The following is a 13134-nucleotide window of genomic DNA, read 5'->3' on the forward strand; positions in this document are numbered from 1 at the left end:
GGGTGACAGCGGTGTTCGGGAGGGCGCTATCCCTTGAGGGCGCCCGCGGACAGGCCGCCGATGATGTGGCGCTGGAAGAACAGGAAGAGGACGACCATCGGGACGGCGGCGATGGTGAGACCGGCGATCATCTCGGTGGGCGGCACCTGGGTGGTGGACGTGGACAGCCGGTGCAGGGCCACGGACAGGGTCTGCCGGTCCGGGTCCTGGAGGACCAGCAGCGGCCACAGGAAGTCCTTCCACATGCCGACGACCGAGAAGATGGAGACCACGGCGAGCACGGGGCGGGACAGCGGCAGCACCACGCGGAGCAGCACCTGGAGCCGGGAGGCGCCGTCGATGGCCGCGGCGTCGAGGATGTCGGTGGGGATCTGGTCGAAGAAGCGGCGCAGCACGTAGATGTTGAACGCGTTGGCCGCTCCCGGCAGCCACAGCGCCCAGGGGGTGTTGACGAGGTTGACGTGGAACAGCGGGAGGTCGTTGACCGTCAGATAGGCGGGGACGAGGAGGGCCGCGGCGGGCAGCATGAGGCTGGCGAGCATCCCGGCGAAGACGATGTTGCCGAAGACCGGGCGCAGCTTCGACAGGGCGTACGCGGCGCAGACGTCGACCGCCATCTGGATCGCCCAGCCCCCGGCCGCGTAGTACACGGTGTTGAGGAAGAAGTGGGCGATGTCCATCTGGGTCCAGGCGTCCTTGTAGGCGCTCAGGTGGACGGACTTGGGCAGCAGGGTCGGGGTCTGTTCGGCGAACTGGCGGGGTGTCTCCAGGGCGGAGCTCGCCATCCACCACAGCGGGTAGAGGAAGGCGGCCGCGAAGGCGATCACCGTCAGGGTGAGGATCGCGTAGTAGAGGCGCCGGTTGCGCGGGCGTGCGAGTTCCTTGGCGGAGATCAGGCTGCGCTGCGCGGAGTCGGCGGCGGTTGTGGCCTTGGACATGTGCTTCTCCCTCAGCCCTTCTCGCCGTCGCGGGTCAGGCGCAGATAGACGGCGGCGAAGACGGCGAGTACGGCGAACAGCAGCACGCTCATCGCGGCGGCGAGTCCGAAGTCGTTGTTGACGGCGAACGCGTAGCGGTAGACCAGCGTCATCACGGTGATGGTGGAGGTGTTGGTGAAGCCGGTCATCTGGAAGGGCTCGATGAACACCTGCATCGTCGAGATGATCTGGAGCAGGAGCAGGACCAGCATCACGAAGCGCATCTGCGGCACGGTGACGTGGCGCAGCCGGGCCCACATGCCGGCGCCGTCCAGTTCGGCCGCCTCGTAGAGCTCGCCGGGGATGGACTGGAGCGCGGCGAGGTACATCAGGGTGGCGCCGCCCATGTTCGCCCAGGTGGAGACGAGGACGAGGGAGATCATGGCGGTGTGCGGGGACTGCACCCACTGGGAGGTGGGCAGGTGGGCGCCGTGCAGCAGGGTGTTGAACAGGCCCTGGCCGGGATCGTAGAAGTACTGCCACAGCATGACGCTGACGATGGGCGGGAGCATGACCGGCAGGTACACGGCGATGCGGAAGTACGCCTTGAAGTGGCGTAGTTCGTTGAGGAGGACCGCGATGACGAAGGGCACGGCGTAGCCGAAGAGCAGCGCGAGGCCGGTGAACTCGGCGGTGTTCTTCCACGCGGTCCAGAACAGCGGATCGGCCAGCAGGGTGCGGTAGTTGCCGAGGCCGATCCACTGCGGGTCGGTGATGAGGTTGTCGCGCTGGAAGCTCAGGGTGATGCCGCGGACGAGCGGATACCAGGAGAAGTAGGCGAAGCTGAGGATCCCCGCGGCGAGGAAGCCGTAGGCCAGGGCGTTGTCCGTGAGCCGGCGGCGCAGGTGCGGCCACCGGCCGGGCCCGGGGCCGTGGGCCGTGGCGGGCAGCGGCGGACGGACATCGCTGCGACGCGGCGCGAGGGACGTCGCCATGGGTTCTCCTTGTGGTTCGGGGGGTTCGGGGGTGCGGCGGTACTTCGGTACGGGGTGGGGCCGGGGCCGTGCCGCGGGGGTCAGGTGCCGCGGCACGGCGGGATCGGCGGGTGCTACTGGGCGGCGAGCAGCGCGTCGACCTGCTTCGAGGCGTCGCCGAGCAGCTTGTCGATGTCGGCGTTCTTCTCGGTGAGCACCTTGGCCATGGCGGTGTCCAGGACGGCGTAGATCTTCTGGGCCTGCGGCGGTTCGAGGCGGAGCGGGATCGCGCCGATGGCGTCGCTGAACGGCTTGTAGTTCGCGACGGGCTGGTTCGCGTATTTCTTGTCGGCCGCGGCCTTGGTCTTCTGCGCGGCGCCGGTCCAGATGTTGGGCTCGGGCAGGCCGACCGGCTGCTTGTGGGCGGCGGCGCGCTTCTGGCCCATCGTGATCCGGTCGGGGTTCTCGTACTTGAACATGATCCAGGCCAGGGCGGCCCTGGTCTGCGCCGGACTGTTCTTGGGGCTGAACATGAATCCGCCGCCGCCCGCCAGGGTGCCCTTGCCCTCGGGGATGGCGCCGAAGCCGTACTCCTTCGGGTCGCCCTTGTACTGCGCGGCGATGGTCGGGATGTTGTCCGAGGTGGCCAGGTACATGCCCAGCTTGCCGGAGCCCATCATCTGGAGCAGGTCGGCCCATTCGAGGAGCTGGCGCTGCCCCATGGAGTCGTCGGTCCAGCGCATGTCGTGCAGCTGCTGGAGGACGGCCCGGCCGGTGACGTTGTCGAAGTCGGCCTTCCAGGTGCCGTCGCTCCGCTGCTTGGCCACGTCGCCGCCGCGCGAGTACATCTCGGCGGTGAAGTGCCAGCCGCCGGTGTTGGACTTGCTGTAGTCGCCGTAGCCGGTGATGCCCTTGCCGAGGGCGGCGATCTTCTTGGCGTCGGTGCGGACCTCGTCCCACGTGGTGGGGGGCTTGTCGGGGTCCAGGCCGGCCTTCTTGAACAGGGTGCGGTTGTAGACGAGGCCCATGGAGTAGTTGCCCTCGGTCACGCCGTAGGTGCGGCCGGCCTCGTCCTGGAAGACCTTGCGCAGCTCGGGCTTGACCTGCTGGGCCTGCGGATAGTCCTTGAGGGCGTCGGTGATGTCGGCGGCCTGGTGCTTGGCGATGATGCCGGCCGGGTCGGTGAGGTAGACGTAGTAGGCGTTCTCCAGCTGGCCTCCGGCGAGCTTGGTGGAGAACGTCTGGGGGTCCATCTGCCCCTCGTGCGGGACGACATGGATCTTCGGGTTGGCCTTCTCGAACGCGGCCACGTCCTGGAGGAAGATCTTGCGGTTGACCGGGTCGGTCTTCGCGGGCATGTCGTTCACCGTGATGGTGATCTTGCCGTTGGGGTCGGCGGAGTCGTCGCCGGAGGCTCCGCAGCCGCTCACGGAGAAGCCGAGTGCGGCCACCGCGGCCACGGCGATGCCGACGCGGGCGTTTCTGCCCGCCGGTATTGCGGTCATGGATCGTCCCTGAGGGTGAAGTGGATAGGCGCGGCGTCGATACGCGGCCCGTCGAGGTGACGCACAAGTTACGGGCCCCACGAACCGCGAGCAATACACAAACCTGGATACGCAAAGCATCAATAACACCTGCGGATCTCCGAGAAATATCTCGACGAAACCGGACGCAAGAAGCCGACATCGGGTGCGTCGGGACCGCCGGGCACGCGCCGCCGCGCGGCGGGACCGTCAGGGATGAAGCCCTCGCGCACCGTGGATGAGCTGGCACGGAGGCGATCCTGCGGGCGGAGCCGCACACTGATGGCGACGCAAGACGGAGAGCAAGAATCCGACACTCGTCACGTAATTGTGTTCCACCGGTTCACCCCGCGAAGAGGCGTCAACTCACCTGCACATGCTGGTAGTTGGGGCAGCGCAAGCGACGCAAGCAATTCCGTGGAAAGCATCGCCGGAATTCGCGGTTGTCCGCACGCATTGCCGACGCATCACCCCGCCGTTACGGTGCGCGTCACTCACCCGCCCCTTTTCCGTGGGAGTTCCCCCATGCCTCGAACAGGCTCCGCACTCCGGCCGGAGCGCACCAGATCCCGGCTCCTTCTGGTGGGCACGGTCCTGGCCGTGCTGTGCGCCGCGCTCGGCGGGCTCGGCACCCCGGCCGTGGCCGCCTCCACCACCTACCAGGCCGAGTCGGCCGCGCTCAGCGGCGGCGCCGTCGTCCAGAGCGACCACACGGGCTTCACCGGCGGCGGCTTCGTCGGCGGCTACACCGACGCCGCCAAGGGCGCCGCCACCACGACCTTCACCGTCACGGCGGCGAGCGCGGGCGCCCACACGGCCGCCTTGCGCTACGCCAACGGCACCGGCAGCACCCAGACCCTGTCCCTGTACGTGCGCGGCACCAAGGCGGGCACCGTCTCCCTGCCGGCCACCGCGGACTGGAACACCTGGTCCACGGTGACCAGTCCGGTCACCCTGACCGCGGGCAGCAACACGATCGGCTACGTCTTCGGCTCCGCCGACTCGGGCAACGTCAACCTCGACGCGCTCACGCTCGCCGCCGCCCCCGAAGCCGTCGACGGCCGGTACGAGGCCGAGTCCGCGGCGCTGAGCGGCGGCACCGCGACCGAGACCGAGCACTCCGGCTACCAGGGCACCGGTTACGTGGGCGGCTACACCGACTCCCACAAGGGCACCGCCGCCACCACGTTCACCGTCACCGCGGCCGCCGCCGGATCGGCGGACGTGGCGCTCCGCTACGCCAACGGCACCGGTTCCGCCAAGACGCTGTCGGTGTACGTCAACGGCAACAAGGCGCTGACCACGACGCTCGCGGCGACCGCCGACTGGAACACCTGGGCCTCGCGCACCGAGTCCCTCACGCTGAAGGCCGGTTCCAACACCGTCGCCTACCGCTTCGACTCGGCCGACTCGGGCAACGTCAACGTCGACGACATCACCGTCTCCGCGGGCTCCACCGAACCGCCCGGAGGCGGCGGGGGCGGCGCCGCGCCGGGCAAGGCGTACGAGGCGGAGACCGCGTTCGTCACGGGCGGCCCCGCCAAGGCCACCGCCCTGTCCGGGTACAGCGGCAGCGGCTACCTCACCGGCTTCACCGCGCAGGGCGCCGAGACCGTGATCGACACCGCCGTGCCGGCCGCGGGCACCTATCCGCTGGCCGTCACCTACCGCAACACCACCGGCTCCGCGCAGACCCTCTCCCTGTACCTGAACGGAGTCCGCTCCCGTCAGCTGTCCCTGCCCGCCGCCGACGGCTGGGCGTACGTCTCCGTCGATGCCAAGCTGCGCGGCGGCCTGAACCTGATCGGCCTGCGCACCGAGTCCGGCGACAGCGGCAACATCGCGGTGGACAGCGTCTCCGTCGACGGCGGCACCGCGCTCGCCGCGCAGGGCGCCACCCTGCCGTACACCGAGTACCGGGCGGCCGACGCCACCACCAACGGCACCAAGCTGGCCGTCAGTACGAGCTATCCGAGCCTGTCCGCCGAGTCCACCGGCCGCAGCGCGGTGAAGCTCACCGACACCGGCCAGTACGTGCAGATCACGCTGACCAAGCCCGCCAACGCGCTCGTCGTGCGCTACTCGGTCCCGGACACCGCGAGCGGTTCCGTCACCACGGCGCCGCTGTCCCTGTACGCGGGCTCCGCCAAGGTGACGGACCTCCAGACCACCAACAAGTTCTCGTGGCTGTACGGCGCCGGGTACTACGACACCAACACCCCGGGCAACGCGGGTGACTCCACCGGTCACCACTACTTCGACGAGGTCCGCTACCTCCACACCAGCACCTGGCCGGCGGGCACCGTCCTCAAGCTCCAGAAGGACGCCGGGTCCACCGCGGCCTCGTACACCGTCGACGTCGTCGACACCGAGCTGGTCGACCCCGCCGCCACGATGCCCACGGGCTATGTCTCGGCCGCGGACTACGGCGTGACGCCCGGCGCCGGTGACGTGACCGGCGCCCTCAACTCGGCACTCAGCAGCGCCGCGAGCGCGGGCAAGGGGCTGTGGCTGCCGTCGGGCACCTACTCGATCTCCGGCCGCGTGAACCTGTCGGGGGTCGCGCTGCGCGGCGCCGGGCCCTGGTACACCACGCTCAAGTCCACCGCGGAGAACGGCGCGGGCGGCCTCTTCTCCACCGGCGGCCGGGTGCAGATCGCCGACCTGTCCGTCTTCGGCGACCAGACCTCGCGCAACAACGACTCGGGCGCGGCGGCCATCGAGGGCAGCTTCGCCTCCGGCTCGCTCATCTACAACGTGTGGATGGAGCACACCAAGGTCGGCCTGTGGGCGCGGCCCGGCACCGGTCTGCTCGTCTCCGGCGTCCGGGTCCGCGACGTCTTCGCGGACGGCCTGCACGTCCACGGCGGTTCCGACAACACGCGGATCGAGCAGTCGCACGTACGCAACACCGGAGACGACTCCCTCGCGCTCGACACCGAGGACGGCAACGTCACGCACAGCACCGTCTCGCACAACACCGCCCAGCTGCCCGTCCAGGCCAACGGCATCGGGGTCTACGGCGGCGGCGACAACACCCTGGAGAACAACGCGGTCAGCGACACGGTCGCCTTCGGCTCCGGCATCACCATCAGCACGTACTTCGGTCAGGGCTTCAGCTCCGACATCTACGTCCGGGACAATCTCCTGACGCGCTGCGGCTCGTACCACATCAACTGGGCCACCACGATCGGCGCCCTGTGGATCTACGCCGACACCGCGGACATCACCCAGCCCGTGCACGTGGACGGCAACACCATCAAGGACAGCACCTACCAGGGCGTCCTGCTCTCCTACGCCAAGAAGATCAGCAACCTGTCACTCGACGGGAACACCATCACCAACGCCGGAACCTACGGCTTCGACCTGAACAACGTCACCGGCGGCATGACCGTCGCGAACACCACCGTCACCGCGAGGACGGGCGGGCTGCTCAACAACTCCCCGGGCTTCACCGTCACCCGGGGCAGCGGCAACAGCGGCTTCTGAGGACCGGCCGGGGCCGTGGGGTGAACCACACCCCGCGGCCCCGCACTGACGTGCGGATACACTCCGGCCATGGCCCGCAAGCTCGCAGAAGTAGCCCGTCGAGTGGGCGTCAGTGAAGCAACCGTCAGTCGCGTCCTGAACGAGAAGCCGGGCGTGTCCGACAGCACCCGGCAGGCCGTCCTCACCGCGCTCGACGTCCTCGGCTACGAGCGGCCCACGCACCTGCGCGCCGCGCGGGCCCGCCTGGTGGGCATCGTCCTGCCCGAGCTGCAGAACCCGATCTTCCCCGCGATAGCCGAGATCGCCGGCGGCGCCCTCGTCCAGCTCGGCTTCACCCCCGTGCTGTGCACCCGCACCGCGGGCGGTCTCACCGAGGCCGAGTACGTGTCGATGCTCCTGGACCAGCAGGTCGCCGGGGTCATCTTCTGCGGCGGGCTGACCGAGGACGAGCACCAGGCGCTCTTGCAGCGCGGGGTTCCCGTCGTGCTCCTGAACGCCGCCGTCGACTATCCGGGCTTCCCCAGCGTCAGCACCGACGACGAGGCCGCCGTCCGCCAGGCCTTCGCCCACCTCACGGCGATGGGGCACACCGACATCGGCCTGATGGTCGGCCCCGGCCACCACATGCCGTCGCGCCGCAAGGCCACCGCGTTCGAGGCCCTGACGGCGGGCAGCGCGGGCAGCCATCCCGTCGGCCACGCCCTGTTCTCCTTCGAGGGCGGCCAGGCCGTCGCCTCCGAACTCCTCGCCCACAAGGTCACCGCGCTGATCTGCGGCAGTGACGTCCTCGCGCTGGGGGCCGTGCGCGCCGCCCGGCGGGTGGGGCTGCGCATCCCCGACGACCTGTCCGTCGTGGGCTTCGACGACTCCGCGTTCATGAACTACACCGACCCGCCGCTGACCACCCTGCGCCAGCCGATCGAGGCCATGTCCCGGGCGGCCGTCACCCTGCTGGCCAACCAGATCTCGGGCGACAGCCCCACCCCGCACGAACTGCTCCACGAGCCGGAGCTGGTGGTCCGGCAGTCGACGGCTCCGCTCCGATAGAACAGATCGCTAGAGCCGCTGGATGATGGTGCCGGTGGCCAGGGCGCCGCCCGCGCACATCGTGATGAGCGCGAACTCCTTGTCCCTGCGCTCCAGTTCGTGCAGCGCGGTGGTGATGAGGCGGGCTCCGGTCGCGCCGACCGGGTGGCCGAGGGCGATCGCGCCGCCGTTCACGTTCACCTTCTCCAGGTCCTGGTCGAAGACCTGCGCCCAGCTGAGCACGACCGACGCGAACGCCTCGTTGATCTCGACGATGTCGATGTCCTTGAGGGTCATGCCGGCCTTGCCGAGCACCGTGCGGGTCGCGTCGACCGGGCCGTCCAGGTGGTAGTGCGGGTCCGCGCCGACCAGCGCCTGCGCCACGATGCGGGCGCGCGGCCTGAGCTTCAGGGCCCGCGCCATCCGCTTCGACGCCCACATGATGGCGGCGGCGCCGTCGGATATCTGCGAGGAGTTGCCGGCCGTGTGCACGGCGGTCGGCATGACGGGCTTGAGGCCCGACAGGCCCTCCATGGTGGTGTCGCGCAGCCCCTCGTCCCGGTCGACCAGGCGCCACATGCCCTGCCCGGCGGCCTGCTCGGCCTCGGTGGTCGGCACCTGCACGGCGAACGTCTCGCGCTTGAAGCGCTCCTCGGCCCAGGCGTTCGCGGCCCGCTCCTGCGAGATGAGGCCCAGCGAGTCGACGTTCTCCCGGGTCAGCTCGCGGCGCCGCGCGATGCGCTCGGCGGCCTCGAACTGATTGGGCAGGTCGACGTTCCCCTCCTCCGGGAAGGGCTTGCCCGGACCGTGCTTGGAGCCGGAGCCGAGCGGGACGCGCGACATGGCCTCGACGCCGCAGGAGATGCCGACGTCGATGACGCCCGCCGCGATCATGTTGGCGGTCATGTGCGAGGCCTGCTGGGAGGAGCCGCACTGGCAGTCGACGGTGGTGGCGGCGGTCTCGTAGGGCAGTCCCATCGTCAGCCACGCCGTGCGCGCCGGGTTCATGGACTGCTCGCCCGCGTGCGTGACCGTGCCGCCGACGATCTGCTCGACGCAGTCCGGCTGGATGCCGGTGCGGCCGAGGAGTTCGCGGTACGTCTCCCCCAGCAGATACGCCGGGTGGAGGTTGGCGAGCGCGCCGCCGCGCTTGCCGATCGGGGTACGTACGGCTTCGACGATGACGGGCTCGGCTGCCATGACAGTCGTCCTCTCCACGCAATCCCGGACGGATGGAACCTGGACTGAGCGTTCAGTCGGAAACTAGAACGCGTACCAGTTATGCATGCAGTCTCGGTGTGCTTACCCCCGGTACGCAAGGGTCGTGCAAGCACAACACACGGAACCAACACACCCGCGCCCCTTGCCAGTTCTAGAACCCGTTACTACCTTTCGAGCCATAACTGACGGAGCGTCAGACAGAATCTGGAGTGACCCCATGCCGTGCCCCGCGCTGCCCGACGGGTTCGACTTCACCGACCCCGATCTGCTCCAGGACCGCGTGCCGTACCCGGAGTTCGCCGAACTCCGGCAGGCCGAGCCGGTCCGCTGGATTCCGCAGGAACGCGGGATCTCCGGCTTCGACGACGCGGGGTACTGGGCGGTGACCCGGCACGCCGACGTCAAGTACGTGTCCACGCACCCGGAGATCTACTCCTCCAACCTCAACACCGCGGTGATCCGGTTCAACTCCTCGATCCAGCGCGACCAGATCGAGGTGCAGAAGCTGATCATGCTGAACATGGACCCGCCCGAGCACACCCGCGTGCGCCAGATCGTGCAGCGCGGTTTCACGCCACGCGCGATCCGCTCGCTGGAGGACGCCCTGCGCGCCCGGGCCGGGGACATCGTGCGGAAGGCGCTGCACCGGGCGGACGCCGACGGGTCGTTCGACTTCGTCACCAACGTCGCCGTGGAGCTGCCGCTCCAGGCCATCGCCGAACTCATCGGCATCGCGCAGGACGACCGTTCCAAAGTCTTCGACTGGTCCAACAAGATGGTGGCGTACGACGATCCGGAGTACGCGATCACCGAGGAGATCGGCGCCGAGGCCGCGATGGAGATCGTGAGCTACGCGATGAACCTCGCCGCCGAGCGCAAGCAGTGCCCGGCCAAGGACATCGTCAGCCAGCTGGTCGCGGCCGAGGACCAGGGCAACCTCTCCTCGGACGAGTTCGGCTTCTTCGTGATCCTGCTCGCCGTCGCCGGGAACGAGACGACCCGCAACGCCATCACGCACGGCATGCACGCGTTCCTGACCCACCCCGACCAGTGGGAGCTGTACAAGCGCGAGCGCCCGAAGACCACCGCCGAGGAGATCGTGCGCTGGGCGACGCCGGTCGTCTCCTTCCAGCGCACCGCCACCCAGGACACCGAACTCGGCGGCCAGAAGATCAAGGCCGGGGACCGGGTCGGCATCTTCTACTCGTCCGCCAACCACGACCCGGAGGTCTTCACCGACCCCGACGCCTTCGACATCACCCGCGACCCCAACCCGCACCTCGGCTTCGGCGGCGGCGGCCCGCACTTCTGCCTCGGCAAGTCCCTGGCGGTCCTGGAGATCGACCTGATCTTCAACGCGATCGCCGACGCCCTGCCCGACCTGCGGCTCGTCGGGGATCCGCGCCGGCTGCGCGCGGCCTGGCTCAACGGCGTCAAGGAGCTCCGGGTGGCGGCGCCCGCGCAGGGCTGAATCGCGGAGGGGCCGCGGCGCCGCCGCGGCCGTCAGCTCCCGGGCGTCGCGCAGGGTGAGGCGGACCCGGACGGGCTCTCCGAGGGGCTGGGCGAGGCCGTCGGGCTCGCGGTGTCCGTCGGGCTCGCGCTGTCGGACGGGCAGCCGCCGTCGCTCGGCGTGCCGGTGCCGGGCTCCTGGGTCTCCGGGGGCGTGGGCGTGTCCGTCGGGGAGCTGGTGACGGGCGGCGTCGGCGAGCCGGTGTCGGTGGGCCCGGGGGTCGGGCTGGGGGTCGGCGAGCCGGTGTCGGTGGGCTTGGGCGTGGGAGTCGTGGTCGGGGTGGGGCTGGGCTGCCGGGTGGGCGGCGGGCCGATGACGATGCCGCCGTCCTTGTCGCCGACGGGCTTCTTCGCCGGGGTCTTCGATCCGGCGCCGGGGCTGTCCGGAACGACGCCCCTGCCGTCGGCGACGGTGTGCACGCCCTTGCGGTAGAACTCCATCCAGTACAGGACCGTACGGAGATAGTCGCGCGAGTAGTTGTAGCTGAGGATCGCCCGCTCCAGGCCGCCGCCGGTGCCGACGTCGCGGTTGCCCGCGCACAGGTAGTGGCCGGCCGCGAGGGCCGCGTCGAAGATGTTGTTGGGGTCGGAGACACCGTCGCCGTTGCCGTCGGCGCCCCAGCGGCGCCAGGTGCCGGGCAGGAACTGCATCGGCCCGACGGCCCGGTCGTAGACGGCGTCCCCGTCCCAGCGGCCGCCCTCGGAGTCGCGGATCAGCGCGAAGCCCTTGCCGTTCAGGGGCGGTCCGGTGATGCGGTGCCGGGTGGTGCCGTTGGTGTCGACGTCGCCGCCGCGCGCCTGCCCGGACTCGACCTTGCCGATCGCGGCGAGCAGTTGCCACGGCAGACGGCAGCCCGGGTCGGTGCGGCCGACGGACGCCTCGGCCCTGCGGTAGGCGGCGAGGACGGTCGCGGGGACCCCGGCCTCGGCGCGGATCACCGTCGGCGGGAAGGTGATGTCGGGGTTGTCCGGCGTCTTCAGGGGCGGCAGTTCGGTGTGGTACGAGTCGTCGCCCTGGGAGGGCACCACGGGCAGGGCGCCGGAGCCGCCCGCGAGGGCGATGGGGTCGGTGCCGCTGTCGTGTCTCTTGGTCAGCTCTTCTACGACACCCGGGGCCTGGGACGCCGTGAGCACGGCCGTCGCGGCGACGGCGATCGCGGTGCCGCGCAGTCGTCGGCCGAGGCGGGGGCGATTGCTCAGTCGCGGGGTACGCATGAGGACCCTTTCGTCGGTTCGTCAGCTGCTGAAGGTGTCGATCGCGGAGACCAGCCAGCGGCCGTCCCGGTGCACGAGGTCGACGGCGAGCATGGCGCCCGCGTAGTTCCCGGCGGCGTCCTTCGCCTTCGCCGCCGTGCTGGTGCTGGACTGGTCGGCGTAGACGAGGACCCGGGCGCGGTCGCCGTCGATCCGCTCCACCGCGCTGTCGGTCACGGTGGTGGTGACGACCGTCTTCTGCTTCTCCGCCTGCGCGAGGACCGGCGCGAGCAGGGTGCGGTGCTGGTCGACGGCCTTGCCGGTGAGGAGGGTCGCCGCGGCCTTCTGCTCCGCCTGCGGGTTGGCGTAGTCGTAGGAGAAGAGCGCGTTGACGGCCTTCTCCGCCTGTCCCTTGACGTCGCTGGTGCGGGCCGGGTCGGTGAGCGCGGTGTTCTGCGCGGCGGCGGTGTCGGTGAGCGCGTGGGCCCGGGCGTGCGCCCAGCCGGCGAAGGCGCCGAGGAGGAGGGTGAGCAGGCAGAGGGCGGCCAGGATGCGGCGCGGGGGCGCAGCCGCCCGGGGGGCCGTGGCCTTCTCGGTCGCACGGGGTTCAGGGCGCGGCCGGGGCTTCGTCGCGGGCTCCGGGGCCACGGCCGTGACCGTGGCGGCGGCCGTGGTCTGCTCCGTCCGCTGGTTCTGGCGCTGGCGTTGCCGGTTGAGGGTGTGGCGGGTGGTCGACGGCATGGTGGCTCCTCAGTCGGTGGTGGTCGAGGCCGTGTCGCCGACCTGGGCCTGGGCGAGGGCGCTGAGTTTCCAGTGGCCGTCGGTGCGGGTGAGTTCGCCGAGCATCCGGCTGTCCTTGTCGGTGGCCTTCTGACCCGCCGCCTTCACGGTGATCCGGAGCGCGACCATGACGCGGGCCTTGCCCGCCCGTTGGTCGAGTTCGGTGACGGCGCCGTCCAGCACCTTCGCCGTGCTGACCGTCTTGGCGCTCGTCACCTGCTTCGCGAACTCGGCGCGGCCCTTGACCAGTTGGGAGTGGAGGGCGCCGGTCGTGGAGCTCTCCCAGAGGTCGAGTCCGCTGTCGAGCTTCTGGTGGTCGAGGGTGTTGAGGTTCTGCACGGCCTGCTCCCCCGCCTCCAGGGCGTCGTCGCGGGCCGCCGCGAAGGAGGCCGAGTCGTCGTGCGCGGCCCCGTACCAGGACCAGCCGCCCCAGACGGCGAAGCCGCCCGCGACGAGGGTCAGCACGACCGCCACGACGAGCAGGGGTCTTTTCAGCATGGT

Annotated in this window: 10 protein-coding genes; 3 read left to right on the forward strand and 7 right to left on the reverse strand. The window is 70.2% G+C overall.

Going from position 1 to position 13134, the window contains the following annotated elements:
• Positions 1–26: 26 nt before the first annotated feature.
• From ABII15_RS12075 to ABII15_RS12085, 3 genes are all read right to left on the reverse strand, one after another.
• Positions 27–938: a carbohydrate ABC transporter permease gene (locus ABII15_RS12075; protein WP_353942305.1), complete on the reverse strand. Its 912-nt coding sequence runs from the start codon at positions 936–938 to the stop codon at positions 27–29.
• An 11-nt stretch (positions 939–949) separates the two neighbouring features.
• The gene (locus tag ABII15_RS12080; protein WP_353942306.1) at positions 950–1912 is read right to left on the reverse strand and encodes a sugar ABC transporter permease; all 963 of its coding nucleotides are present in this window, start codon (positions 1910–1912) and stop codon (positions 950–952) included.
• A gap of 113 nt (positions 1913–2025) precedes the next feature.
• Entirely contained in the window at positions 2026–3396 is a 1371-nt protein-coding gene (locus ABII15_RS12085) for an extracellular solute-binding protein (protein ID WP_353942307.1), read from the reverse strand.
• A 543-nt stretch (positions 3397–3939) separates the two neighbouring features.
• Here ABII15_RS12085 and ABII15_RS12090 point away from each other — a divergent pair.
• Both ABII15_RS12090 and ABII15_RS12095 read left to right on the forward strand, forming a co-directional pair.
• The gene (locus tag ABII15_RS12090; protein WP_353942308.1) at positions 3940–6903 is read left to right on the forward strand and encodes a CBM35 domain-containing protein; all 2964 of its coding nucleotides are present in this window, start codon (positions 3940–3942) and stop codon (positions 6901–6903) included.
• Between the two features lie 69 nt (positions 6904–6972).
• Positions 6973–7950 carry a LacI family DNA-binding transcriptional regulator gene (locus tag ABII15_RS12095; protein ID WP_353942309.1) on the forward strand — a complete coding sequence of 326 codons (978 nt, stop codon included), beginning with the start codon at positions 6973–6975 and terminating at the stop codon, positions 7948–7950.
• 9 nt (positions 7951–7959) lie between these two features.
• Here the strand turns inward: ABII15_RS12095 and ABII15_RS12100 are convergent, their stop codons facing one another.
• Positions 7960–9129: a steroid 3-ketoacyl-CoA thiolase gene (locus ABII15_RS12100; RefSeq protein WP_353942310.1), complete on the reverse strand. Its 1170-nt coding sequence runs from the start codon at positions 9127–9129 to the stop codon at positions 7960–7962.
• 238 nt (positions 9130–9367) lie between these two features.
• Between ABII15_RS12100 and ABII15_RS12105 the strand changes: the two genes are divergently transcribed.
• The gene (locus ABII15_RS12105) at positions 9368–10621 is read left to right on the forward strand and encodes a cytochrome P450 (RefSeq protein ID WP_353942311.1); all 1254 of its coding nucleotides are present in this window, start codon (positions 9368–9370) and stop codon (positions 10619–10621) included.
• Positions 10622–10653: 32 nt separating this feature from the next.
• On the opposite strand, the gene ABII15_RS12110 is transcribed toward ABII15_RS12105, so the two are convergent.
• Genes ABII15_RS12110 through ABII15_RS12120 form a run of 3 tightly spaced genes read right to left on the reverse strand, consistent with a single transcriptional unit; the run spans position 10654 to position 13131 of the window.
• The gene (locus ABII15_RS12110) at positions 10654–11874 is read right to left on the reverse strand and encodes a hypothetical protein (protein WP_353942312.1); all 1221 of its coding nucleotides are present in this window, start codon (positions 11872–11874) and stop codon (positions 10654–10656) included.
• Positions 11875–11895: 21 nt separating this feature from the next.
• Complete coding sequence (locus tag ABII15_RS12115; protein WP_353942313.1) at positions 11896–12594, reverse strand: hypothetical protein; 699 nt, start codon at positions 12592–12594, stop codon at positions 11896–11898.
• 9 nt (positions 12595–12603) lie between these two features.
• Positions 12604–13131: a nuclear transport factor 2 family protein gene (locus ABII15_RS12120; protein WP_353942314.1), complete on the reverse strand. Its 528-nt coding sequence runs from the start codon at positions 13129–13131 to the stop codon at positions 12604–12606.
• Positions 13132–13134: the final 3 nt, after the last annotated feature.

This window comes from Streptomyces sp. HUAS MG91, from assembly GCF_040529335.1.
GTDB classification, from domain to species: domain Bacteria; phylum Actinomycetota; class Actinomycetes; order Streptomycetales; family Streptomycetaceae; genus Streptomyces; species Streptomyces tabacisoli.